This is a genomic window from Planobispora rosea, assembly GCF_014648175.1.
GTDB lineage: Bacteria > Actinomycetota > Actinomycetes > Streptosporangiales > Streptosporangiaceae > Planobispora > Planobispora rosea.
In genome coordinates this window covers 247,579-271,359 of sequence record NZ_BMQP01000006.1, presented here as the reverse complement: position 1 = coordinate 271,359, position 23,781 = coordinate 247,579, and the positions used below count along the sequence as shown (strand labels likewise).

Sequence of the window (23,781 nt, the reverse complement as noted above, 5' to 3'; positions counted from 1 at the left end):
GCTGACCCGGAAGGGGCCCGGCCCACGGCCAGGCCCCTTCCGGTGTTCCGTACGTTCCGCACGACGTTCCTCACGGCGTTCCTCACGACGCGACCCCGGCCGCCCTGCGTGGCCGGGGTCGCGTCGCCGTGTACGGTGTGGCCGGAACCACCTCGAAGGCGTTCCTGGTGACCGGCACCCGCCCGAAGAGCGTGTCCTGCCCCGCCACGCAGACCCGTGTGACGCCCATGTCCCGCAGCGCCGAGACCACGGCCGGCCACCGCACGGCGTGGTCGAACCCGTCGAGCAGCAGGGTCCGGACCCCCTCGGCCGTCGTCACCCGCCGCCCGTCCTGGTCGGCCAGGAGGGGTACGGCCGGATCGGCGAACCGCAGGCGGCCGATGACCTCCTCCTCCGCCCGCTCGCGCAACGCCCCGAACACGGTGCAGTGCAGCGGAGGCCGCATGGTGTAGAGCGACAGGGCGCCGATCGAGCGCAGCCGCCGTTCCAGCCAGTCCAGGTTGGACTCGCGCAGGGTCAGCATGACGAAGTCGGAGTCGACGCGGCAGGAGATCTCGTGCCACTCGCCCCTGTCCTCCAGCTCGGCCAGCACCTCGGCGAGCCGCTCGGCCGGCGCTCTGACGAAGGAGTGGGTGACCAGGTCGCGGAACTCGGTCGCGAAGTAGTCCTCCTGCAGGCGGGCCAGTTCCGCCGTCATCCACACGGCGTCCTCCAGCCCGAGCGCGCCGACGTGGGCGACGGCCGGCTTGGCGCCGAAGCTGACGCCGGTGGCCGCGACCGGTTCGACCTCCAGCGCCCGTTCGGCCCACTGGGCCAGGGCCACGCAGTTGACCATGAAGGCCACCTGCGCGTACTCGCTGTAGTGGCCCTCGGCCGCGGCGAACCGGTCGACCAGGCTGTAGCCCAGCCGCCGGTCCGCCGCGGCCACCAGCTTGCGCGCGAACGGGTTGATCACCATGAACTTGCCGACCTCGGCGAAGGAGGCGGGCCCCATCCCGGGGAAGACCAGGGCCGTCCTCGCCACCGCTCCCGCGTTCATCCCCGCTCCCGTGCTCACTGCCGCTCCCGCGTTCACCGCCGCTCCCGCGCTCACTGCTTCTCCAGTTCGGCGAGGAAGCCCGTCATCACCTCGGTGAAGCGCTCGGGCTCCTCCAGATGGGGCACGTGGCTGGACTCGTCGAACACCACCCACCGGGAATCGGGGACGGCGTCGGCGAACGGCTGGACCGTGGGGGGCGTCGCCTCGTCGTACGCGCCGGACAGCACCAGCGTGGGCACCGCGATGTCGGGCAGGCAGTCCTCCACACCCCAGTCCCGCAGCGAGCCGATGACGTGGAACTCCGTCGGCCCGTTCATCGTGTGGTAGACGGTCGGGTCGTGATGGATCTCCATGAAGGAGGCGAAGAACTCGCGCGGCCAGGGCTGCACGCGGCAGACGTGCTTGTCGTAGAAGACGCGCATGGCCGCGAAGTACTCGTCGGTGTCGGTCGTGCCCGCCTCCTCGTGGCGGCGCAGCGTCTCGTCCACGCCCGCAGGCAGCTGGTCGCGCAGCACCTTCATCTCCTGCCGCCACAGCGGGTAGGAGGCCGGGGAGTTGGCGATGACCAGGCCGCGCAGCCCGGCGGGCCGGGCCGAGGCGTGCTTGGCTGCGAGCAGGCCGCCCCACGAGTGCCCGTACAGCGCATACCGGTCGGTGATGCGCAGGTGGCGCAGGAGGTTGTCCAGCTCGTCGAGGAAGAGCTGGACGGTCCAGAACTCCTCGCCCTTGTCCGGCAGCCGCGTCGAGCCGCCGTTGCCCAGCTGGTCGTAGTGGACGACGGGGTGCCCGGTCGCGGCGAGCGAGGCCATCGGCAGCAGGTAGTCGTGGGTGCTCCCGGGACCGCCGTGCGCGATGACCAGCGGGGTCTTACCCGAGCGCAGGTCGCCGGTGACCCGGTACCAGGTCGTGTACGGGCCGAAGGGCACGTTGCCCTTGGCGGTGGCCGCGGGCGCCATCTCAGGCACCCGCCTTCGTACGCCGCAGCAGCGACAGGGTCACCAGCGCCGTGACGAGCACGAGCCCGCCCACCGAGATCGCGGCCACGTGCATGCCGTCCACGAACACCTCGCGCGCCGCCCGCAGCAGCGCGCCGCCCGCCTCGGCCGGAAGGCCCGCGGCCGTCTCGGCGGCGGCGCCCAGCGTGGTGCTCGCCGCGTCCACCGCCTCCTCGGGCACGCCCGGCGGGGCCTCCAGGCGCGAACGGTAGATGGCGTTCCCGATGGTGCCGAGCACGGCGATGCCGAGCGCGCCGCCCAGCTCGGTCCCGGTCTCGGAGATCGCCGACGCGCCGCCGGCGCGCTCGGGCGGAGCGGCGGAGACCATGAGGTCGGAGGCGAGCGTGATGACCATGCCGAGGCCGAGCGAGGTCACGGCCGAGCCGATGACGACCAGCGCCGGGCCGGAGTCCACCTGCGCCTGCGTGATGACGGCGAAACCGGCCGCCGCGATCGCCAGGCCGGCGGCCATCACCACGCCGTGCGGGACCGCGCGCACCAGCTGCGGCGCCAGCGAGGTGGCCACCACCATGCCGACCACGGAGACGATGGACCACAGGGCCGCGGTGAAAGGCTGCATGCCGAGCACGAGCTGGAGGTACTGGGCGGTGAACAGGCCGATGCCGACCATGGCGAACAGCGAGATCGTGTTGGCGACCAGCGGCACGCTGAAACCGCGCTCACGGAAGAGCGAGGTGTCGAGCAGCGGCTGGGGCCGGCGCTGCCGCACCCAGAAGACGATCCCGGCGACCGCGCCGGCCGCGATCGCGACGGCGGCCTCCACGCCGAACCCGTCCTCCCCGAGGCGCTTGATTCCGTAGATCACACCCAGCACCGCGATCAGCGACAGCACCGCGCTGAGCAGGTCGTACCTGCCCGGCCGGGGGTCGCGGTACTCCGGCAGCAGCAGGGGCGCCAGCACCAGCAGCAGCAGCATGACGGGCACGTTGATGAGGAAGACCGAACCCCACCAGAAACGCTCCAGCAGCAGCCCGCCGAGGAGCGGGCCGACCAGGGCGCCGCCGCCGAAGGCCGCGGTCCACGCGCCGATCGCGGTCGTGCGCTCCTGGGGGTCGTGGAACATGTTGCGGATCAGGGACAGCGTGGACGGCGCGAGCGTCGCACCCGCCACACCCATGAGCAGGCGGGCCACGATGAGCATCTCGGCGCTGGTGGAGAAGGCGCCCAGCGCCGACGCGGCGGCGAAGGCGAGTCCTCCCGTCATCAGCAGCCTGCGGCGGCCGATCCGGTCGCCGAGCGTGCCCATGGTGATCAGCAGCCCGCCGAGGATGAAGGCGTAGGAGTCGAGGATCCACAGCAGCTGCGACCCGCTCGGATTCAGCTCGGCGCTGATGAACGGGGTCGCGAGGAACAGGATCGTGTTGTCCATGGAGACGATCAGGGCGGGCAGCATCAGCACACCCAGGCCGATCCACTCCCTCCGGGTGGCCTTGCCCTCGGTGCCCTGGGTCATCGAACTCATCTCTCCTCAACCATTTCTTCCAGGCGGACAGTGACGTCGCGGGGGCTCGGCGTGGCGGCCATCTCCCGCTGGATGTGCGCGGCGCGCTCGGCGAACGCGGGTTCGTCGAGCAGGCGGCGCAGCGAGTCCTTCAGCACCGGCGCGGTCAGCTCGGCCGGCGGGATCGCCAGGCCCGCCCCCGTACCGGCCAGGGCTGCGGCGTAGACCGACTCTCCCCAGATGTTGCTCGGCACGATGAGCTGCGGCACACCGTGGACCAGCGCGGTGCCCAGCGTGCCGGCGCCGCCGTGGTGGATGATCGCCGAGCAGGTGGGGGCGAGCGCGTTCAGCGGCACGAAGTCCAGCAGCCGGACGTGGTCCGGCAGCTCCGTCCCCGGCGTGAGCTGCCCCGGCTTGACCGTGGCGATCACCTCGACGTCCAGCGCCGCGATCGCGGCCAGCAGCTCCGACACCGACACGGCGCCCTCTCCCATGCCGAACGCGTCGCCGGTGACGCCGAGCGTCAGGCACACGCGCGGCCGGCGGGCGGGCCGCTGCAACCAGGCCGGGACGACGGCGGCGCCGTTGTAGGGGACGTAGCGCATGGCGATCCGCTCGACCGCGAGCGGCAGGCGGCTCCAGGACGGCAGCGGGTCGATCGTGACCTGCCCCGTCACGGCCTCCTCGGCGAAGGCCACGCCGTACCGGGAGAGCTTGCCGGTCAGGTAGGTCGTGAGCGGGTCCTCGCCGCCCACGAGCTCGGCGTGCAGGCCGCGCATGCGCGTCCAGTGGTCCATGACCACCAGCGTGCGGGCGTGCCTGGCGCCGGACGCCATGGCGGCCACCGGGCCGGCGTAGGTCAGCGAGTCCCAGACCACGAGGTCCGGGCGCCACCAGCGGGCGAAGTCGACCAGTTCGTCGGTCATCTCCTCACCGGAGAGGTACTCGCAGATGACGGACGTGTAAGCCGACAGCGCGCCGTGGACGTAGTCCGGCGTCAGCACCTCCGGCCTGGTCTCCGCCAGGTCGAAGCCGAGCCCGTACGGTGAGCCGTCACGCCCGCCCCACGACTCGTTGCCGGTCGCCTTGTCCATCTCCTCGCCCACGGAGACCGCGGTGAGCCCGGTCCGGGTGATCGCTTCGGTCAGATTGGGCTGGCTGGCCACGCAGACCTCGTGACCGGCGGCCCGCAACGCCCAGGCGAGCGGAACGAGATTATTGAGATGCGACGTGGCGGCCAGAGTGGTGAATAGAACGCGCATTAGACCTCCCGGGTGCATGGGCGAGGGAAAGCCGCGGCTCCGAGGCTAGCGCGGTGAGTGATCGCGACTGAACCCTTATCTCCCACTTCAGGGGAGCGATAGGGGTTGAGCGCATAGAAAGGCCACTGTCATTTTCTGAGTATGTCGATGACACAAATTCAGCAGCAATCGAATCTGTGGGTGAGGTGTTTTCACCCCTCGGCGGACGCGCAGGTCCGCCTTATCTGTTTTCCCCATGCCGGCGGCTCGGCGAGCTTCTACTTCCCGTTGTCGCGCGCCTTGCCGCCGTGGATCGAGGTGCTGGCCCTGCAGTATCCGGGGCGCCAGGACCGGCGCCACGAGCAGCCGATTGGGAACCTGCGCGAGCTGGCCGACCATGTGAGCAGGGAGCTGACGCCGTGGCTCGACCTGCCGGTCGCGTTCTTCGGGCACAGCCTGGGCGCCACCCTCGCCTTCGAGGTGGCGTTGCGGCTGCAGCAGCGTGAGCAGCCGCCCAGCTCGTTGTTCGTGTCCGGCAGGCGGGCGCCGTCGCGTTTCCGCGACGAGCGCGTCCACCTCGCCGACGACCAGGCCCTCCTGGCCCAGCTCGCCAATCTGGACGGCACGGCGCCCCAGCTCCTCGGCGACGAGGAGGCGCTGCGCATGGTGCTGCCCGCGCTGCGCGGCGACTACCGGGCCGCCGAGACCTACCGCTACTGGCCCGGCCCCCGCCTGACCTGCCCCATCCACGCGCTGACCGGCGACGACGACGCCATGGCCACGCTCGACGAGGTGTCCGCGTGGAGCGAGCACACCTCGGCCGGCTTCGAGATGAAGGTCTACGGCGGCGGCCACTTCTTCCTCGTCGACCACGCCACCCAGATCCAGCAGCTCATCATCACCGAACTCGCCAAGGAGCGCCAGTGAAGTACCGTCCGCTCAACGTCGCCGGCGCCTACGAATTCACCCCGCAGTCCTTCCCGGACGAGCGCGGCGTGTTCGTCTCGCCGTACCAGGAGGAGGCCTTCGTCGCGGCGCTGGGGCACAAGCTCTTCCCCGTGGCGCAGACCAACCACAGCCGGTCCAGGCGCGGGGTGCTGCGCGGGATCCACTTCACGCTGACCCCGCCGGGCACGGCGAAGTACGTGTACTGCGCGAGCGGCAGCGCCATCGACATCATCGTCGACATCCGGGTCGGCTCCCCCACCTTCGGCAAGTGGGACTCCGCCGTGCTGGACCCGCTGGACTTCCGCGCGATGTACTTCCCTCCCGGTGTCGGGCACGCGTTCCTGGCGCTGGAGGACGACACCGTCATGTCGTACATGATCTCCTCTCCCTACGTGGCCGCCCACGAGCTGGCGATCGACCCGCTGGACCCGGACATCGGCCTGGAGTTCCCCAGCGACCTGACGCTCATCCAGTCGGAGCGTGACAGCGTCGCGCCCACCCTGGCCCAGGCCGCCGAGCTGGGCCTGCTGCCCGAGTACCGGGTCAGCCAGGCGATCGGGGACACGTTCCGATGAACGGGCCGACGAACGGACCCGCCGGCGGGCCGGCGAACGGACCGGCGGGCGGGCCGATGAGCGGGCGGACGGTCGCCGTGCTCGGCGCGACGGGCTGCGTCGGGCGCCAGGTCTGCGCCACGGTCGCCCGGGCCGGCGGCGAGGTGCTCGCGGTGGCCAGGCATCCGGCGGCCCACATCGGCCGGTACGGTTTCGCCGCGCTCGACGTGGCGGCCACCCCCGCGCCCGTACTGGCCGAACTGCTGGAGGGCGTGGACGCCGTCGTCAACGCGACCGGCGGATGGGCACGCGAGGAGGCCGACATGGCCTACGCCCACGTGCGCCTGGTGGAGCGGCTCGTGCAGGCGCTGCGCCTGCTGCCGCGCCCGCCGCGGCTGGTGCACCTGGGCACGATCCACGAGTACGGCCCGATCGCCGAGGGCGTCCTCATCCACGAGGGGATCGAGCCGCGTCCCGCCACCCCCTACGCCCGGACCAAGCAGGCCGGCTCCCAGGTCGTGCTGGACGCCGCCGACCTGGACGCGATCGTGCTGCGCGCGGTCAACGTCTGCGGGCCGTACACCACGGAGGCGAGCTTCCTCGGCATGGTGACCGGCAAGCTCAGGGCGCTGCTCCCGGGCGAGCCGCTCCAGCTGACGATCGCCCCGGCGCGCCGCGACTACCTCGACGTGCGTGACCTGGCCGACGCGGTGGTCAGGGCGATCGGCAGCGCCGAGCGCGGCCGGGCGGTCAACATCGGCCGCGGCGTCGCCGTCGAACTGCGCGAGCTGGTGCGCCTGCTCGTCGCGGCGGCCGGCTTCCCGCCCGAGGTGCTGCAGGAGCAGCACGACCGGGTGGAGAGCAAGGGCGGCGACTGGACCAGGGCCGACATCACGCTCGCCGGGCGGCTGCTGGGCTGGCGCCCGGTCGTCGGCCTGGACGAGTCGCTGCGCGACATGTGGACCTCCTTCGACACCCAGGAGCACCGATGAGCACGACCCTCACGTGGCTGGAGGAGTTCGCCGCCCATTCCTCCATGGACGTCTCCGTCGTCGGCCTGGACGAGCTGCCCGGCTGGGAGCGCGATCCGGCGACGGGCAACATCCGCCACCACAGCGGCAAGTTCTTCACCGTCGAGGGACTGGAGGTGAGCCGGCCGGAGGCCCCGGTGAGCGGGTGGACCCAGCCCATCATCAACCAGCCCGAAGTGGGCATCCTGGGCATCCTCTCCAAGCGCTTCGACGGGGTGCCGCACTACCTGATGCAGGCCAAGATCGAGCCGGGCAACCGCCGCGGCCTGCAGCTGTCCCCCACCGTGCAGGCCACCCGCAGCAACTACACGCGGGTCCACCAGGGGCGGCCGGTGCCGTACCTGGACTACTTCCGCGACACCTCGCGCCACCGCGTCCTGACCGACGTGCGCCAGTCCGAGCAGGGCGCCTGGTTCTACCGCAAGCGCAACAGGAACATGGTCGTCGAGGTGGCCGAGGAGGTCGAGCTCCTCGACGGCTTCCGCTGGCTGACGCTGGCGGAGCTGCACGAGCTGCTCGCGGTGGAGGACCTGGTCAACATGGATGCCCGGACCGTCCTGTCCTGCCTGCCGTACGGCCTGCAGGACGGGGAGGACGACGACTTCCACCGGGCGCTCGCCCGCTCCTTCGATCCCCGGCTGCCCGGCGTCCACACCATGGGCGACGTGCTGACGTGGATCACCGACCGGCGCTCGGTCACCGACGTGGTCGCCGAGCGCATCCCGCTCAACAGCGTGCGCGGCTGGGAGCTCGCCGACGGCCGGGTGTCCCACGAGACGGGGTGCTTCTTCGACGTCATCGGGGTGAACGTCGAGGCGCGCGGCCGGGAGGTGCAGGGCTGGGCGCAGCCCATGATCAAGCCGATCGGCGAGGGCGTCGTGGCCTTCCTCGTCGCCCCGATCGACGGCGTGCTCCACGTGCTCATGCACGCCCGGACCGAGCCCGGCTACGCCGACGTGGTGGAGCTCGCCCCGACCGTGCAGTGCACGCCGGAGAACTACTGGCACCTGCCCCCGACGGCCCGGCCCGCCTACCTCGACCAGGTCCTCGGCGCCGACCCCGCCGCGATCAGGTACGACACGATCCTCTCGGAGGAGGGCGGCCGGTTCCACCACGCGCTCAACCGCTACGTGGTCATCGAGGTGGACGCGGGCTTCACCGGTCCCCACCCCGAGTACCGCTGGCTGACCGTGCACCAGCTCGGCGAGCTGATGCGGCACAGCTACTACATGAATGTGCAGGCACGCAGTCTGATGGCGTGCCTGCACAGTCTCACGACCACGCGTCTTACGACAGCGAGTCGAGCACTTCTCGGATCGCGCTGATGACCTTGTCCTGGACGCCCACGGGCAGGGACGGGTACATCGGCAGTGAGAAGATCTGATGGGCCAGCTCCTCGGTCACGGGGAGCTGGCCCTTCTGGTACCCGAGGTGGGCGAAACCCGTCATCGTGTGCACCGGCCAGGGGTAGCTGATGTTCAGGTGGATGTCGTAGGCCTTCAGCCGCTCGATGATCTCGTCGCGCTTGGGGTGCCGCACGACGTACACGTAGTAGACGTGGGTGTTGCCCTCCTCCACCTTGGGCAGCACCAGCTCGGTGTCCCCCAGCCCCTCGGCGTACCTGGCCGCCACGGCCTGGCGGCCGGCGACGTAGTCGTCCAGGCGGGTCAGCTTGCGCCGCAGGATCTCCGCCTGCACCTCGTCCAGGCGGCTGTTGTGGCCGGGGGTCTCCACGACGTAGTAGACCTTCTCCATGCCGTAGTAGCGCAGCCTGCGCAGGCGTGCGTCGGTCTCGTCGTCGGCGGTGACGGTGGCGCCGCCGTCGCCGTAGGCGCCGAGCACCTTGGTGGGATAGAACGAGAACGCCGCCGCCTTGCCGAAGGTGCCGGCGGGCTTGCCGTGGTGACGGGCGCCGTGCGCCTGCGCGCAGTCCTCGAAGACGGCCAGGCCGTGCTTGTCGGCGATCGCCTGCAGGGGGGCCATGTCGACGCACTGGCCGTACAGGTGGACCGGGAGCAGGCAGGTGGTGCGGTCGGTGATCGCGGCCTCCACCTTGGAGACGTCCATGAGGTAGTTGTCCTCGTGCACGTCGACGAAGACCGGGGTGGCCCCCACCGCGTCGATCGCGAGCACGGTCGGCGCGGCGGTGTTGGAGACCGTGATGACCTCGTCGCCCGGCTTCACCCCGATGGCCTGCAGCCCCAGCACGATGGCGTTGGTCCCGTTGTCGACGCCGACGCAGTGCGGCAGGCCGTGGTAGGCGGCGAACTCCTCCTCGAAGCCCTGCACGCTCTCACCGAGCACCAGCCGGCCGGAGGCGAACACCTTCTCCACCGCGTCGAGGATGTCGGCGCGCTCGTTCTCATATTCGCGCAGATAGTCCCACACCAGAGTGGCCATTACAGCTTCCTTTCTCCGTGATTCCAGATCACCTTAAAATTCGGCTGCGGCGCCGGACAACCCCTAATCGACCACAGAAAACGAAACGCCTCCTTGCCCGCCGCTTTCCGGCTGACCTATCTTTCGAATCAAAAAGGAGGTTGTCACGTCATGAAGGGCATCATTCTCGCCGGCGGGTCGGGCACCCGGCTCCATCCCATCACGCTCGCGGTGTCGAAACAATTGCTGCCGGTGAACGACAAACCAATGATCTATTATCCGCTCTCCGCGCTGATGCTGGCCGGGATCAGGGATATTCTGATCATCTCCACCCCGGGCGACCTGCCCCATTTCCGCCGCCTGCTCGGCGACGGCTCACATTTGGGAATCAGTCTCTCCTACGCGGAGCAGGCCGAGCCGAAGGGCATCGCCGAGGCGTTCCTGATCGGTGCCGACTTCATCGGCGGGGACACCGTGGCGCTGGTCCTGGGCGACAACATCTTCCACGGCCACGCCTTCTCCGACCTGCTGGAGGAGAACGCCAGGGATGTGCGCGGCTGCGTGTTGTTCGGCTATCCCGTGCGCGATCCGGAGCGGTACGGCGTGGCCGACGTCGACGCGTCGGGCGCGATCCTCTCGATCGAGGAGAAGCCCGCGGAACCGCGCTCCAACCTGGCGGTGACCGGGCTGTACTTCTACGACGACCAGGTGGTCGACATCGCCAAGAACCTCCGGCCCTCCGGCCGGGGCGAGCTGGAGATCACCGACGTCAACCTCACCTACCTGGAGCGCGGCCAGGCCAGGCTGGTGAACCTGGGCCGCGGTTTCGCCTGGCTCGACACCGGCACGCCGGAGTCGCTGCTGCAGGCCGGGCAGTACGTGCGGACCCTGGAGGAGCGCCAGGCCGTGCGCATCGCCTGCGTGGAGGAGGTGGCCCTGCGCATGGGGTTCATCGACGCCGAGGCCTGCTACCGGCTCGGGGTGGAGCTCGGCAAGTCCAGCTACGGCCAGTACGTGATGACCATCGCCTACGCGGCCTGAGGAGCAAGCGATGTGGTCCCGCCCATCCGGGCGGGACCACATTCGTGTGTGCCTCGTTCTCTTCGCTGAGCTGAGCTGAGCTGAGCCGGGCCGCGCCGGGCTCCCGCGTCTCAGAGGGCCGCGGCTATCTTCGCCGCGTCGGCCGGACGGTCGCGCATCGCCTGCCAGGCCGGTACGAGCGTGCCCGCCAGCGTGAGCAGGACGGCGAACGCGACCACACCCAGGTAGATCATCGGTGAGCCCGACGGGAACGGCGTCGCCCCGATCGTGATCGCGAACGGCACCAGCGTGATCAGGGAGGCGATCGTGCCGAGCAGCACGCCGAAGGCGGCGACCATGAGGCTCTCCAGCGTCATCATCCTGATGACCTGTGCCTTGGTCGAGCCGACCAGCCGCTGCAGCCCGAACTCCCGAGCACGGCGCGCGGTGGCCATGACCTGCGTGTTGACCATGGAGATCGCCGTGTAGGCCAGGATCAGGCCGACGAGCAGGTAGTTCACCATCGCCTGGGTCTGCTGTGCCTCCGCGTGCCCGGCGGTCAGCGCCGCGCGGTCGGCGGCCACCACCCCCGGCCACTTCCCGGCCAGGCCGGCCAGCGCGCCGGTCAGCTCGTCGGACGAGGTTCCCGGGGCCGCCTTGACCAGGATCTGCGGCGCGGCCCCCGCCGTGGTGTGCGGGGCGAGCACCTCCGCCGGCACCAGGAACTTCTCCGCGCCCGTCCGGGCGGAGAACAGGGCGACCACCTTCAGCTCCACGGCGGAGCGGTCACCGAGCCGGACGGTCACCGTGTCACCGATGCCGACGCCGTCACCGATCGCCGCGGCGTGGTCCGCCTCCAGCGCGATCGTGTCGCCCCGCAGGTCGGCCAGGTTGCCCTGGTCCGGCCGGAGCGTGAGGGTGCGTGCCACCCCTTCGGGGGTGACGCCCTGCACCGGCCACCCCTCCTCGCGCTGCCAGTTGTCGTGCGGCTTCTCCACGTACGCGGTGCTGGTCACCAGCTCGCTCGCGCCCTCGGCGCCGACCTGCGGCAGCTTGCGCACCTCGGCCAGGAGCCCGGCGGGCAGCCCGCCGTCGGCGGACGTCAGCACGGCGTCGGCGCTGATGCTGTCGGTGAAGGCGCGTTCCGTGGCGTCGAGCTGCGTCGTCTGCATGTAGAGGTTGGCCGTGGCCATGCCGGTGGCCAGCATCACGGGCACCACCGCCGCCGACACGCGCAGGGCACGGGACCGGGCGTTGTGGACGGCCAGGTAGCCCATCGGCCCGCTGAGCCGTACCCGCTTGACCAGCGCCGTGGTGATCGCCGGAGCCAGCAGCGCGAGCCCGAGCACCCACACGAGCACCGCGGGTCCCGCCGTACTGCTGCTCAGCGGGCCGCTCATGAACAGGACCGTCACCAGAGCCAGGGCGATGCCGCCCAGGAAGCACACCCCGGCGATCACCCGGCGCACGGGACGCAGCCCCCGGTAGGCGGGGACCTCGGCCTCGGCCAGCGCCGCGGTGGGCCGGGCGTTCGCGGCGCGACGCGCCGTGACGTACGCGGCCAGGAACGCGGTGAGCAGCGAGACGGCCACCCCGACGACCGCCGGCAGCAGACCGTGGCGGAAGACCACTTCCGCGGGGACGACACCGGCGCCCACCAGCCGGTCGAAGAGCCAGCGTCCCACGAAGAAGCCGGCGAACGCGCCGATCACCGTGGCCAGGGCCGAGACGGCCATCGCCTCGGCCAGTACCATCCTGCGCACCTGGCCAGGGGTGGTGCCGATGGCGCGCAGCAGGGCGATCTCGCGCTGGCGCTGCTGCACGGCGAGGCCGAGCGTCCCGGCCACGACGAACATCGCCACCATGATCGCCATGGCGCCGAACACGGCGGCGATCACGATCAGGCTCTCGCTGCTGGTCAGGGCGCGCGGGAACTCGGCCAGCCCTCGATCGTCATCGGTCAGCGCCACGGCGGGCACTCCGGCGAGCGCGCCCTTCAGCTGCTCGGGTGTGACGTCTCCGACCACGGCGACGGCGTCGATGCGGCCCGGGTGCCCGGAGAGCCGGTCGGCCTCCCCGGCCGGGAAGAAGACACCGGGCGCCTGGGCACCCGTGACCAGACCGGAGACGCGGAAGGTCGCGATCTCGCCGCGCACCGCCACCTCGACCTCGTCGCCCACGGCGTGGCCGCCGCCGCCCAGCGCGATCTCGCCCGCGCCGGCGGGCGCCTTGCCCTCGGCGATCCGGTACGACAGCGCCGCCGACGGCCAGCTCGCCCCGGTCACCGGCGCGCCGTCCAGGACCACGGGGAAGCTCACATCCGCCACCGCGGACTTCACTCCGGGCACCTGGCCCAGTTTCGCGACCAGCGACGCCTCCAGCCTGACCCGCTCGGGCAGTGTGCCCCACTGCGTGTCCTCGTCCTCATCGGACGGATTGGCCTTGGGCAGCGTGTAGACCTGGTCGCCGGTGACCACCACGTCCGCTCCGGCCAGCCGCTGCGGCGGCACGTCCAGGCGGATGCCGGTCTCCATGAGCCCGCCGCACGCCGTGATGATCGCGGCCCCGAGGAAGACCGCGAGGAACCCCGCGACGAAGGCGCTGCGGCGGTATCGCAGGGTGCTCAGGGCCAGGCCCCACATCAGTAGCCACCTCCGACCGGTGAGGCGGGACGCTTGTCGTCCCACGCGCCCAGCCGGGTCAGCCGCTGCGCCACCTGGTCGGCGCTGGGGCGGTGCATCTCGTCCACGAGCTGCCCGTCCGCCAGGAAGACGACCCGGTCGGCGTAGGAGGCGGCCACGGGGTCGTGGGTGACCATCACCACGGTCTGCTGGTCCCGCTCCACCGACTCCCGCAGCAGGCTGAGGACCTCCATGGCGGTCCGCGTGTCCAGTGCTCCGGTGGGCTCGTCGGCGAAGATGACGGCCGGGTCGGTGACCAGCGCGCGGGCGATGGCCACGCGCTGCTGCTGCCCGCCGGAGAGTTCGGCCGGCCGGTGCCCGCTCCGCTCGGCCAGTCCCACGCGGGAGATGATCTCGCGTACCCGCGCCGGATCGGCGCGCCTGCCCGCCAGTCTCAGCGGCAGCGTGACGTTCTGCGTGACGTCCAGCGCGGGCAGCAGGTTGAAGGCCTGGAAGATGAAGCCGATCCGGTCCCGCCTGAGCTTGGTGAGCTCGACCTCGTTGAGCTTGGTCAGATCTCTCCCCTCGAACTCGATCGAGCCGGAGGTCGGCCGGTCCAGGCCGGCCGCGCAGTGCAGGAACGTGCTCTTCCCGGAACCGGAGGGACCCATGATCGCGTTGAGGCTGCCCTTGCGGAAGCCGATCGTCACACCGGCGAGCGCATCCACCCGACCGCCGCTCTCGCCGTAGGTCTTTCGCACCGATTCCAGTCTGACGATCTCGCCTGCCTGGATGTGTCGATTCATGGTCGGAAGCATCCGTCCCCCGCGCGCGGAGGGTCAACGCGGACCCGGGGTTTTCAGGGGGCGGTCAGGGGTCACGCCCTATGACTTAAGGGTTACCTACCGCAAATATCACTGGATATGGTCATGTCATCGAGCTTGCGAGGATTTGCGAATAACAGAGAGGTGGTGCCATTAGCGCCGAGTCAGAACGTCGCCATCGTGGAAACCACTCTCGCGAGGACCGAGATCAGGGAGCCGTCATCCGACGGCTCCCGTCTTCTGTACGGCGTGCGGTAACCAATTGATCTGCATCTGTTTTGCTGGAGAGCAACCGTGAAGATTCTCGTCACCGGCGGGGCCGGATTCATCGGCTCCCACTACGTCAGAACCATCGCCGCCAGGGACGGCGTCAGCGTCACGGTCCTGGACAAGCTCACCTACGCGGGCAACCTCGCCAACGTGGCGGCCGTGCACGACAAGATCAACTTTGTTCACGGGGACATTTGCGACCCCGTCCTGGTCGACGCGCTGGCGGCCGACCACGACCAGATCGTGCACTTCGCCGCCGAGTCCCACGTCGACAGGTCGATCGGGAGCGGAAGCGAGTTCGTCCACACCAACGTGCTGGGCACCCAGGTCCTGCTGGAGGCCGCGGTCCGGCACGGGGCCGGGACCTTCGTCCACGTGTCCACCGACGAGGTGTACGGCTCGATCAGCGAGGGCTCTTGGCCCGAGACCGACCCGCTGCGCCCGAACTCGCCCTACTCGGCCTCCAAGGCCTCCAGCGACCTGCTCGCCCTGGCCTACCACCGCACCCACGGCCTGGACGTGCGCGTCACCCGCTGCTCCAACAACTACGGCCCCTACCAGTTCCCCGAGAAGGTCATCCCCCTGTTCGTGACCAACCTGCTCGACGGGCTGAAGGTCCCGCTCTACGGCGACGGGCTCAACGTGCGCGACTGGCTCCACGTCGACGACCACGTGACCGCCATCGAACTGGTCCGCGGCGCGGGCCGGCCCGGCGAGGTCTACAACGTGGGCGGCGGCACCGAGCTCACCAACATCGAGCTGACCGAGCTGCTGCTGCAGACCTGCGGCGCCGGCTGGGACATGGTCGAGCACGTACCCGACCGCAAGGCGCACGACCTGCGGTACTCCGTCGACTGGTCCAAGATCCGCCGCGAGCTCGGCTACCGCCCCCGCAAGGATTTCGCCTCGGGCCTGGTCGACACGGTCAGGTGGTACCAGGACAACCGGTCGTGGTGGCAGCCCCTGCTCGGCCGGACGGCCGTCGCCACCGCCGGGACGTGACCGCCGGAACACGAAAGAGATCCCAGCCCATGGTCATGGACTGGGATCTCTCTCCGGTGCGCCGCCAGGGACTCGAACCCCGGACCCGCTGATTAAGAGTCAGCTGCTCTAACCAACTGAGCTAGCGGCGCCTGCGATGGGTTAACTCTAGCAGCCCCGCCAGGCGGAACGCACCTCGCGCGAACCGGGACGCGGCCGAGGGCGGCGCGGGACGAGCGGGGAAAGGAAGGGCCGGCGAGCGAAGGACGGCAGAACGCGGGAGGGGAGAGAACGCGGGAGGGGCGGAAAAGGAGGCGCGGGGCCGGACGGTTCCCCCAACCGTCCGGCCCCGCCTCTACCTCGCGGGCCTTGCCGGCCGTCTCCCCCTAGACTCCGGCGGCTCGCATGGGACGCGGTACCCGCGTCCTGTTTCCGGTGAAAGTCTCCGTGCGATCCCACGAAGCCCGCAGACCTCGTTGATCTGTCTTCAACACTAGCGAGCCGATTGCAACGAGCACGTCATCGACAGGTTGATTCTGGGGCTACATACAGAGTTGGCCTGGTATACCCGAACCGACCGGACCGCCGTCCGGCTGGCCGTCTGACCACCGGCCGTCCGGGCCACCGGCCGTCAGACGGGCAGTTCCAGGACGACCTCGGTCTCATTGCGCAGGGCGTGGCTCACCGTGCAGTACTTCTCCTCGACCCGGTGGGCGACCGCGCGGAAGACCTCCTCCGCCTGCTCGTCGCCCTCGGGCAGCTCGATGTCGTAGGAGACGGTGATCGGCCCCAGCTTCGTCGTCTCGACCTTCTCGGCGTGGACGGTCATCGCCAGCCGGACCAGCCGGTGGCCGCGCTTGGCGGTCAGCGGCTCCACCGTGACGATGTTGCAGCCGCCGAGCGCGGCGAGCAGCAGCTCGACCGGGGTGAACACGCCCTGCTCGTCACCGCCGCCCATGGCGACCTCCGCGCCCCGGTCGTTACGCGCGACATACCCGTTCTCGGTCCGCTCCACGTTCACCGACGCCACAGCGTGTCCCTTCTCCTCGACTGCCGATCACCCTATCGAAGCCGACAGAACGGACAACGGTTCCCTCAGGCGTCGGCGTGCTTGGACAGGTAGTCGATATAGAACGGACGCAACGCCTCGGCGAGCTCACCCTCTCCCGAGGCCATCGCATCGCTGAGCAGGGCCGAGACCCGACTGAGATCGTTGGCCGTCTCCTGGTCGTGCCCGCTGGCCGCCTCGGCCGCCGGGATCACCTTGAGCAGCTCCCACAAGAAGCCGAAGTCTCCATGACGTACGGCATAGCGCACCGAACGCTCGTGCAGCTCCTGGGCCGACAACTCCTCTAGCTGGTCCGTTTCCACCGAACACACCCCCTTAGGCCCCATCTGCCCGCAGATCCGGGGAGCCATGCACGATCGGCGCTCCGGACGGGCGTCTCGTGGCCGCCGCGGCCCCGCTCCGGGAGATCACCGGGAGATCGCGGTACGGCAGCCGCCATGACGACCCCGGAATGTTTAGGGTCTTGGTAGAACCTGGTGCTCTTGAGTCCCATAGCCCATCCGACCAACCCCGCGAGGACGCCCGAACGTGAAGATCATCGTCAAAATTCTCGCCGTGGCGGCCGCCCTGTGGGTGGCCACCGAGCTGGTGGACGGCATCACCGTCTCCGGCGACACCACCAGCAGGAACGTCCTGACCCTGCTCGCGGTCGCCCTCATCTTCGGTCTCGTCAACGCGGTCCTCAAGCCGATCATCAAGACCGTCGGCTGCGCGTTCTACATCCTCACCCTCGGCCTGTTCGCCCTCATCGTGAACGCCGGGTTGCTCCTGCTCACCAGCTGGATCGCGGCCCAGGTGGACCTCCCCTTCCACGTGGCGGGCTTCTGGGCCGCCTTCTGGGGCGCGATCGTCGTCGGCGTGGTGAGCTGGCTGCTCGACCTGGTGCTCGGCGACTGAGGCAGGCCCGAGGCGGCCCGGCGGTCAGCCGACCGAGCCGCGCTCGCGCAGCTGGGGCGCCTGGACGATCCGGCCGTGGTGGGGCGTTCCGCCGTCGGCGGCGCCCATGACCAGGCGGACGGCCGCGCGGACGATGCCGCCGATGTCCCAGTCGACCGTCGTCAGCCCGGGGCTGAGCAGCCCGGACATCGGATGGTCGTCGTAGCCCATCACGGCCACCTCTCCGGGGATCGCCAGCCCCCGCTCGGTCGCCGCGGCGTACACCCCGTAGGCGATCGAGTCGGCGAAGCAGAAGAACGCCCGGTGGCCGGCGGACAGCACCGTGTCGGCCACCTCCGTCGCCGCCGCCAGCGCGTGCGGGGCGGTGACGACCTCGATGTCCATGCCCAGCCGCCCGGCCTCGGCGAGGACGTGCACGTCGGCGGGGCGGTCGGGGGTGCTCGCCCGGGTGGGGGTGAGGACGGCGACGCGGCGGTGCCCCCGGTCACGCAGGTGTTCCAGCGCCAGGGTCACCCCGGCCCGGTTGTCGAACACGACCTCCCCCGCCGTCCGCGCCCCCGCCAGCGCGTCGCCGATCGCCACCACCGGCAGCCCTTCGCACAGCCCGGCCCAGAACGCGGCCGCCGGGTCCACCGGCTGCACGATCAGCGCGTCCACCCGCTGGTCGCGGAGCTGCCGGGCCAGGATGCGCTCGCGTGCCGGGTCGCCCGCGGCGTCGAGGATGAGGGCGTAGCGATCGTTGTCCTTGAGCGCGCGGCCGATGCGGACGGCCAGCGCCTGCTGCCAGAGGTCCTCCAGCGAACCGCAGAGCAGGCCGACCGTCCCGGTCCGGCCGCTGGCCAGGGCGCGGGCGATCGGGTCGGCCTCGTAGCCGAGCTCCTCGGCCGCCCGGCGGACCCGCTCGATGGTCTCCTCGGAGACCTGCATGCCGCGGAGCGCGTATGACACCGCCGCGGGCGAGAGACCGGTCGCCTTGGCGACCTCGCGTATCGTCGCGCGTTTACGTGGCTGCGGCACCCGCCCAGCCTATGCCCCTGCCGGGACCGGGGGAGAAGGTCGTGGGCCCCGATTGACAGCCATCTGGTGAAGCGGTTCACTGAAACGGTTCAGTGAACCGCTTCACCAGTAGGTGTCCGAGGCGGAAGGGATTACATGTATTCTAGGTAGGTAATTAAGGAAGGAGGCGAGGATGACGATCGACGTGCACCAGCATCTGTGGACTCCCGCTTTCACGGAGGCGCTCAGGCGCCGCACGGCCCCGCCCCGCCTCGACGGCTGGACCCTCCACCTCGACGGCGAGCCCCCCTTCCCGGCCGACCCGCTCGACCACGACCCGGCCGCCCGTCTCGCCCTGGACCGGGAGCTCGACCTGGCCCTGGTGTCCCTGTCGAGCCCCCTCGGCATCGAGTCGCTGCCGCCCGAGGACGCCTGGCCGCTCATCGACGCCTACCACGAGGACGCCGCCGCCCTGCCCGCGCCCTTCGGCGCCTGGGCCGCGGCCTGCCTCACCGACGTCGATCCGGTACGGCTCCGCGCGGCCCTCGACCTCGGCCTGGCCGGGCTCCAGCTCCCCGCGACGGCCGTGGGGACCGAGGAGGGCCTGCTGGCCGTGGCCCCGCTGCTCGACGTGCTGGCGGAGCGCGACCTGCCGCTCTTCGTCCACCCCGGCCCGGCCGGGAGCCCTGTGGCATCCGGCCCGCAAGCCCCCGACGCGCAGGTCCCCGGTGCGCAGGCCCCCGGCTGGTGGCCCGCCGTGGTGCCGTACGTCCAGCAGATGCACGCCGCGTGGTTCGCCTTCGCCGCCTTCGGCCGCCCCCGCCACCCCCGGCTCCGGGTCTGCTTCGCCCTGCTGGCCGGGCTGGCCCCGCTCCACTCCGAGCGGCTGATCAGCCGGGGCGGCCCCGGCCGGGGACGGGTGGACCCCGGGATGTTCGTGGAGACCTCCTCCTACGGCCCCCGGGCCGTCGACGCGATCGTCCGCGAACTCGGCGTCGACGTCGTGGTCAACGGCTCCGATCGGCCCTACGCCACCGCCCCCGACCTCGCACCCGTCCTCGGCGAGGCCGCCCGGCACGCCGTGACCGTCACCAATCCCGGCCGCCTCCTGAACCGGGACCGTCACCGGCCCCGGCCGCCCGCCGAACCGGAAGGAGCCCGTAGGCGATGAGCATCGAGTCCCTGCCCGACCGCGTCCTGGACCGGCGGGAGCTGCGCGACCTGGTCGACGGGCTGGCCGCCGACCCCGCCCGCTGGGCGGCCCAGGTGGCCTTCCCCGAGGAGGGCGGCCGGCACTACGCCTCCCTCCACCGGGACGCCTACGTGGACGTCTGGCTGCTGTGCTGGCGGCCCGAGGACGACACGGGCTGGCACGACCACGACATCTCCTCCGGGGCCGTCCGGGTGGTGGCCGGGACGCTCATGGAGTGCAACCCGCGCATCGGCGGCGAGCACCTGGAGACGCTGATCTCCGCGGGCGAGTCGTTCTCCTTCGGTCCCGACCACATCCACCGGCTGACCGGGGTGGAGCACGGCAGCGTGTCGATCCACGCCTACTCCCCCCCGCTGTGGCGCATGGGCCAGTACTCCATCGACGGCACCGGCCTCATGCGCCGCGTCTCGGTCAGCTACGCCGACGAGCTCCGTCCCGTGGACAATGAGCTCCTCGCCGTGGAAGCGGCCGTCTGACCGCTCGCGGAGCTCCGGTAGCTCCCGGAGCCCTGACGGCTTCCGGGGCTACGCCCCGCGGTCGAAGACGCGCTCGCGGACGGCGCGGGCGACACCCGGGTCGTCGGCGAAGACGCCGTCCAGGCCGAGCCGGTAGAGCTTCTCCAGCCAGCCCATCACGTCTCCGGTGGCGCGGGCGAAGACCGGGCTGGCCGGGTCGCCGAGCCGGAAGTCCACCGGGAGCTGGGAGTTCTCGTTGCGGATGGTCCAGGTGTGGACCGCCAGGCGGACCCGGTGGGCGTCCTCGATCAGGCGGGTCGGCGCGAGCAGGCGGCCGTCGGGGCCGACCGGGACGATGCGCCGGGTGTCCACACCCACGCCGTCGGCGTAGCTCGCCACCTCGCGCAGCCCGTCGGGGGTGACCATGGTGTCGTAGGTGCGGGGGTCCCCGGCGGCGACCCAGTCGTACGGCGCGCCGGTCGCGTTGATCAGCTGGATCAGCGGCAGCCGCGTCTTCTTGCTCAGCTCACGCAGGTTGGCGGTCTCGAACGACTGGATGAAGACCGGCGCCCGCCGCCCGTTCCAGCCGTACCGGTTCAGGACCTCCAGCAGCGGCTCCTCCAGCGACAGGCCGATGGAGTCGAAGTAGGTGGGGTGCTTGGTCTCGGGGTAGACGCCGACGCCGTGCTTCTGCGCGAGCTGGACGACCTCCTCGAAGGTCGGGATCTGCGCCAGCCCGTTGAAGGCGGTGTTGTCCGGGCGCAGGTCGGGGATGCGCTCCTCGGCCCGGAGCGTCTTCAGCTCGGCGAGGGTGAAGTCCTCGGTGAACCAGCCGGTCACCGGCCGCCCGTCGATGCTCTTGGTGGTACGGCGGGCCGCGAACTCCGGGTGGTTCTCCACGTCGGTGGTTCCGCCGATCTCGTTCTCGTGGCGGGCGACGAGCACCCCGTCCTTGGTGGAGACGAGATCGGGCTCGATGTAGTCGGCGCCCAGTGCGATCGCGGCCTCGTAGGAGAGCAGCGTGTGCTCGGGCCGGTGGGCGCTGGCGCCCCGGTGGCCGATGACGATGGGCTCACGGGCGCGGCGGTCGGCCGCGGCGGGGTCGGGTTGGTGCAGCACAACGGCGACGGTACCGGTCACGATGACGCTCAGTGCCACGGCGGCGAATCTACGGATCATGTCTGGAACGTAAAGATTGCGGGTGACTTCCGGGTGCCTTTCGCACGGCCGGTTCCGGACACCTCGGTGTCCGGACAGTCACTGAAGCGTCCGGAGGGACTGGAGTTCTGGAAGCGCCGCCCGGGACATCGCTCGGGGCGCCGCCCTGGGCGTCGTCCGGGCGCTCACCCCCGGACGGCGGGCGCGGAGTCGCGCACCGGCGCGGGGCGCCCGGCGAGGAACCCCGCCGCCAGCTGGACCCCGCATGCGCCGAGCCCGGCCAGCAGCGGCAGCGTCCAGCCGCCCGACGCCTCCCGCAGCACGCCGATCAGGAACGGGCCGAGCGCCGCCAGCGCGTACCCGGCCGACTGCGCCACCGCCGACAGCGCGGTCACCGCGGCGGGGTCGGGGGCGCGGAGCGCGATGATCAGCAGCGCCAGCGCGATCGCGGCCCCCTGGCCGATGCCGAGCAGGACCATCCAGAGCCACGGGACGGTCGTGGGGGTCAGCAGCACCCCGGCGTACCCCGCGACGGTGAGCAGGGTCGCGGCCGTCACATACGGCACCTGCGAGCGCGCCCTCCCCGCGTACGGCGGGACCGCGAGCGCGATCCCCACCTGGACCAGGTTGGACAGGCTCAGCAGGTATCCGGCCTGGTCGGCGGGGAGTCCGGCCTCCTGGAAGATCGTCGGAAGCCAGGCGAGCGTGACGTAGAAGGTGAGCGACTGGAACCCCATGAACAGCGTCACGTGCCAGGTCACCGGGGTGCGCAGCAGCGCGCGGAACGATCTGCGCCCGGCCCGCGCGCCGGCCCGGGGGCGCAGTGCCTGGGGCAGCCAGAGCACGGCCGCCGCCACGGCGGGGATCGCGGCCGTCGCGGTCACCTCGCGCCAGCCGTATCCGGTGGCGTGCTCCAGCGGGATCATCAGCCCCGAGGCCGCCGCCGCGCCCATCACCAGGGCGGACACGTAGACCCCGGTGAACAGGCCGACCCTCTCGGGGAAGTGCTGCTTGACCACGGCGGGCATGATCACATTCGCCACCGCGATGGCCGTGCCCGCGACGGCCGCCCCGGCGTACAGCGCGGGCACGGTGCCCGCGCTGCGCAGCAGCACCCCGGCGGCCAGGACCAGCAGGCACACCAGGAGCACCCGGTCCAGGCCGAAGCGGCGGGCCAGCGGCGGCGCGAGCGGGGCCAGCACGCCCAGGCAGACGACCATCACCGTGGTGATCGCCCCGCCCCCGGCCGGGCTCAGCCCCAGATCCTTCATGATCTCGTCGAGCACCGGTGAGATCCCCGCCAGCGCGGGTCTCAGATTGAGCGCGGCGAGCACGAAGCCCGCGACCATCACCGCCCACGACAGGCCACTCCGACGCTCAGCCACCGCTCAACCTTCGCACAGCTCCCGGCGGGACCTCTCACGGGATCAGCGCGGGCACGTCGATCTTTCCCCTGAGCACGAGGACCGCACTGAAGTCCTTGCCCGGCTCGCCGGTGGAGGCGACCGCGTTGGCCACGACCTTGACGTCGAGCCCCTGCTCGATCGCGGCGGCCAGAGTGGTGGGGCGGCGGCGCATCCGACCTTCTGAGGGGTCCGGGAACAACGTTCGCTATGCGAACACCCATCCTCCCCGCAGATCATGCGCTATCGCGGAATGTACGTGGCCGGTTCTCATCCACCCAGGCACACGTCAGGGACTGCGGCACAGTGAATTGACCGCCAGCGGACCGACTCAGTATGTTCGTATAGAGAACCTACGTTCGCATAGCGAACACGATGAGAGGGGCGCAATGGCCACGGTGGTCCCACTTGCCGAGGCGGTGGGGAACCTCGTCCGCGACGGCGACAGCGTCGCGCTGGAAGGTTTCACCCATCTGATTCCCTACGCGGCCGGACACGAGATCATCCGCCAGGGGCGCCGTGACCTCGTCCTGATCCGGATGACCCCCGACCTGATCTACGACCAGCTCATCGGGATGGGCTGCGCCCGGCGACTGGTCTTCTCCTGGGGCGGCAACCCCGGCGTCGGATCGCTGCACCGCTTCCGCGACGCCGTGCAGAACCACTGGCCGGCGCCGCTGGAGATCGAGGAGCACAGCCACGCGGGCATCGCCAACGCCTACGTCGCCGGAGCCTCGGGCCTGCCGTTCGCGGTGCTGCGCGGCTACCGGGGCACCGACCTGCCCTCCCGGACCCCCAACATCAAGCCCATCACCTGCCCGTTCACCGGCGAGGAGCTCACCGCCGTCCCGGCGATCAACCCCGACGTCGCCATCGTGCACGCCCAGCGCGCCGACCGGCACGGCAACGTGCAGCTCTGGGGGATCACCGGGGTGCAGAAGGAGGCCGTGCTGGCGGCCCGGCGCTCCCTGGTCACCGTGGAGGAGATCGTCGAGGAGCTGCAGCCCCGTCCCGGCGCGGTCGTCCTGCCCGAGTGGGCGATCACCCATGTGTCCGAGGCGCCCGGCGGCTCCCACCCCTCCTACAGCGCGGGCTACTCCGTCCGCGACAACGGTTTCTACCGGGCCTGGGACGGCATCGCCCGGGACCGCGACACTTTCCTCGCCTGGATGGACGAGAACGTCCTGACCCGGAAGGCCGGCCGATGACCGTCCCCCGCTCCGAC

The 23,781-nt window shown here is 71.0% G+C and carries 23 protein-coding genes and 1 tRNA gene; 10 read left to right on the top strand and 14 right to left on the bottom strand.

Annotated elements, in window-relative coordinates:
* Nucleotides 1–82 precede the first annotated feature (82 nt).
* Genes IEZ08_RS08705 through IEZ08_RS08690 form a run of 4 tightly spaced genes read right to left on the bottom strand, consistent with a single transcriptional unit; the run spans nucleotide 83 to nucleotide 4,758 of the window.
* Nucleotides 83–1,057, bottom strand: coding sequence for an ACP S-malonyltransferase (locus IEZ08_RS08705; RefSeq protein WP_218061770.1), 975 nt, complete (start codon nucleotides 1,055–1,057; stop codon nucleotides 83–85).
* Between the two features lie 32 nt (nucleotides 1,058–1,089).
* Complete coding sequence (locus IEZ08_RS08700) at nucleotides 1,090–1,995, bottom strand: proline iminopeptidase-family hydrolase (protein ID WP_068926383.1); 906 nt, start codon at nucleotides 1,993–1,995, stop codon at nucleotides 1,090–1,092.
* 1 nt (nucleotide 1,996) lies between these two features.
* Complete coding sequence (locus tag IEZ08_RS08695; RefSeq protein WP_189241962.1) at nucleotides 1,997–3,517, bottom strand: MFS transporter; 1,521 nt, start codon at nucleotides 3,515–3,517, stop codon at nucleotides 1,997–1,999.
* Nucleotides 3,514–4,758, bottom strand: a complete 1,245-nt coding sequence (locus IEZ08_RS08690) for an activator-dependent family glycosyltransferase (RefSeq protein ID WP_068926387.1) — start codon at nucleotides 4,756–4,758, stop codon at nucleotides 3,514–3,516. Before IEZ08_RS08690 ends, IEZ08_RS08695 begins: the two co-directional genes overlap by 4 nt.
* Nucleotides 4,759–5,025: 267 nt before the next feature.
* On the opposite strand from IEZ08_RS08690, the gene IEZ08_RS08685 reads away from it, so the two are divergent.
* From IEZ08_RS08685 to IEZ08_RS08670, 4 genes are read left to right on the top strand one after another with little or no spacing between them, the layout of a single operon-like run.
* The gene (locus IEZ08_RS08685; protein WP_229802986.1) at nucleotides 5,026–5,664 is read left to right on the top strand and encodes a thioesterase II family protein; all 639 of its coding nucleotides are present in this window, start codon (nucleotides 5,026–5,028) and stop codon (nucleotides 5,662–5,664) included.
* Complete coding sequence (locus IEZ08_RS08680; protein ID WP_068926390.1) at nucleotides 5,661–6,260, top strand: dTDP-4-dehydrorhamnose 3,5-epimerase family protein; 600 nt, start codon at nucleotides 5,661–5,663, stop codon at nucleotides 6,258–6,260. The genes IEZ08_RS08685 and IEZ08_RS08680 overlap by 4 nt, the downstream gene beginning before the upstream one ends.
* 56 nt (nucleotides 6,261–6,316) lie before the next feature.
* Nucleotides 6,317–7,231: an NAD-dependent epimerase/dehydratase family protein gene (locus IEZ08_RS08675; protein ID WP_084781083.1), complete on the top strand. Its 915-nt coding sequence runs from the start codon at nucleotides 6,317–6,319 to the stop codon at nucleotides 7,229–7,231.
* Complete coding sequence (locus IEZ08_RS08670; RefSeq protein WP_189241961.1) at nucleotides 7,228–8,595, top strand: NDP-hexose 2,3-dehydratase family protein; 1,368 nt, start codon at nucleotides 7,228–7,230, stop codon at nucleotides 8,593–8,595. The genes IEZ08_RS08675 and IEZ08_RS08670 overlap by 4 nt, the downstream gene beginning before the upstream one ends.
* Here the strand turns inward: IEZ08_RS08670 and IEZ08_RS08665 are convergent.
* Nucleotides 8,558–9,670 (bottom strand): DegT/DnrJ/EryC1/StrS family aminotransferase, encoded by a 1,113-nt coding sequence (locus IEZ08_RS08665; protein ID WP_068926394.1) that lies wholly within the window; start codon nucleotides 9,668–9,670, stop codon nucleotides 8,558–8,560. The genes IEZ08_RS08670 and IEZ08_RS08665 overlap by 38 nt on opposite strands.
* 150 nt (nucleotides 9,671–9,820) lie before the next feature.
* Between IEZ08_RS08665 and rfbA the strand changes: the two genes are divergently transcribed.
* Entirely contained in the window at nucleotides 9,821–10,690 is an 870-nt protein-coding gene (rfbA, locus tag IEZ08_RS08660; RefSeq protein ID WP_068926396.1) for a glucose-1-phosphate thymidylyltransferase RfbA, read from the top strand.
* Nucleotides 10,691–10,800: 110 nt separating this feature from the next.
* On the opposite strand, the gene IEZ08_RS08655 is transcribed toward rfbA, so the two are convergent.
* Together IEZ08_RS08655 and IEZ08_RS08650 are read right to left on the bottom strand one after the other, a co-directional pair.
* Entirely contained in the window at nucleotides 10,801–13,311 is a 2,511-nt protein-coding gene (locus IEZ08_RS08655) for an FtsX-like permease family protein (protein ID WP_189241960.1), read from the bottom strand.
* On the bottom strand, nucleotides 13,311–14,096 hold the full coding sequence (locus IEZ08_RS08650) for an ABC transporter ATP-binding protein (RefSeq protein WP_068926400.1): 786 nt from the start codon (nucleotides 14,094–14,096) through the stop codon (nucleotides 13,311–13,313). Before IEZ08_RS08650 ends, IEZ08_RS08655 begins: the two co-directional genes overlap by 1 nt.
* Nucleotides 14,097–14,408: 312 nt before the next feature.
* Here IEZ08_RS08650 and rfbB point away from each other — a divergent pair, with 312 nt between their 5' ends.
* Nucleotides 14,409–15,386: a dTDP-glucose 4,6-dehydratase gene (gene rfbB, locus IEZ08_RS08645; protein WP_068926402.1), complete on the top strand. Its 978-nt coding sequence runs from the start codon at nucleotides 14,409–14,411 to the stop codon at nucleotides 15,384–15,386.
* Between the two features lie 57 nt (nucleotides 15,387–15,443).
* On the opposite strand, the gene IEZ08_RS08640 is transcribed toward rfbB, so the two are convergent.
* From IEZ08_RS08640 to IEZ08_RS08630, 3 genes are all read right to left on the bottom strand, one after another.
* A tRNA-Lys gene (locus IEZ08_RS08640) sits at nucleotides 15,444–15,517 on the bottom strand.
* 479 nt (nucleotides 15,518–15,996) lie between these two features.
* Nucleotides 15,997–16,395, bottom strand: coding sequence for an OsmC family protein (locus IEZ08_RS08635; RefSeq protein ID WP_068926404.1), 399 nt, complete (start codon nucleotides 16,393–16,395; stop codon nucleotides 15,997–15,999).
* A gap of 65 nt (nucleotides 16,396–16,460) precedes the next feature.
* Nucleotides 16,461–16,736 carry a hypothetical protein gene (locus IEZ08_RS08630; protein WP_218061771.1) on the bottom strand — a complete coding sequence of 92 codons (276 nt, stop codon included), beginning with the start codon at nucleotides 16,734–16,736 and terminating at the stop codon, nucleotides 16,461–16,463.
* A gap of 226 nt (nucleotides 16,737–16,962) precedes the next feature.
* Between IEZ08_RS08630 and IEZ08_RS08625 the strand changes: the two genes are divergently transcribed.
* A complete protein-coding gene (locus tag IEZ08_RS08625) occupies nucleotides 16,963–17,331 on the top strand; it encodes a phage holin family protein (protein ID WP_068926408.1) in 369 nt (122 codons plus the stop codon).
* A gap of 24 nt (nucleotides 17,332–17,355) precedes the next feature.
* Here IEZ08_RS08625 and IEZ08_RS08620 read toward each other — a convergent pair whose 3' ends face one another.
* Nucleotides 17,356–18,348 (bottom strand): LacI family DNA-binding transcriptional regulator, encoded by a 993-nt coding sequence (locus IEZ08_RS08620; protein WP_068926410.1) that lies wholly within the window; start codon nucleotides 18,346–18,348, stop codon nucleotides 17,356–17,358.
* 172 nt (nucleotides 18,349–18,520) lie between these two features.
* Between IEZ08_RS08620 and IEZ08_RS08615 the strand changes: the two genes are divergently transcribed.
* Together IEZ08_RS08615 and IEZ08_RS08610 are read left to right on the top strand one after the other, a co-directional pair.
* Nucleotides 18,521–19,498: an amidohydrolase family protein gene (locus tag IEZ08_RS08615; protein ID WP_068926411.1), complete on the top strand. Its 978-nt coding sequence runs from the start codon at nucleotides 18,521–18,523 to the stop codon at nucleotides 19,496–19,498.
* The gene (locus IEZ08_RS08610) at nucleotides 19,495–20,016 is read left to right on the top strand and encodes a cysteine dioxygenase (protein ID WP_068926412.1); all 522 of its coding nucleotides are present in this window, start codon (nucleotides 19,495–19,497) and stop codon (nucleotides 20,014–20,016) included. The genes IEZ08_RS08615 and IEZ08_RS08610 overlap by 4 nt, the downstream gene beginning before the upstream one ends.
* A 48-nt stretch (nucleotides 20,017–20,064) precedes the next feature.
* Here IEZ08_RS08610 and IEZ08_RS08605 read toward each other — a convergent pair whose 3' ends face one another.
* The 3 genes from IEZ08_RS08605 to IEZ08_RS08595 form a co-directional block, all read right to left on the bottom strand.
* On the bottom strand, nucleotides 20,065–21,174 hold the full coding sequence (locus IEZ08_RS08605) for a glycerophosphodiester phosphodiesterase (protein ID WP_068926413.1): 1,110 nt from the start codon (nucleotides 21,172–21,174) through the stop codon (nucleotides 20,065–20,067).
* A 164-nt stretch (nucleotides 21,175–21,338) separates the two neighbouring features.
* Nucleotides 21,339–22,538, bottom strand: coding sequence for a CynX/NimT family MFS transporter (locus IEZ08_RS08600; protein WP_084780650.1), 1,200 nt, complete (start codon nucleotides 22,536–22,538; stop codon nucleotides 21,339–21,341).
* Nucleotides 22,539–22,572: 34 nt separating this feature from the next.
* Complete coding sequence (locus tag IEZ08_RS08595) at nucleotides 22,573–22,731, bottom strand: hypothetical protein (RefSeq protein ID WP_176728599.1); 159 nt, start codon at nucleotides 22,729–22,731, stop codon at nucleotides 22,573–22,575.
* A 214-nt stretch (nucleotides 22,732–22,945) separates the two neighbouring features.
* Between IEZ08_RS08595 and IEZ08_RS08590 the strand changes: the two genes are divergently transcribed.
* Nucleotides 22,946–23,764 carry a CoA transferase subunit A gene (locus tag IEZ08_RS08590; protein ID WP_068926415.1) on the top strand — a complete coding sequence of 273 codons (819 nt, stop codon included), beginning with the start codon at nucleotides 22,946–22,948 and terminating at the stop codon, nucleotides 23,762–23,764.
* Nucleotides 23,765–23,781: the final 17 nt, after the last annotated feature.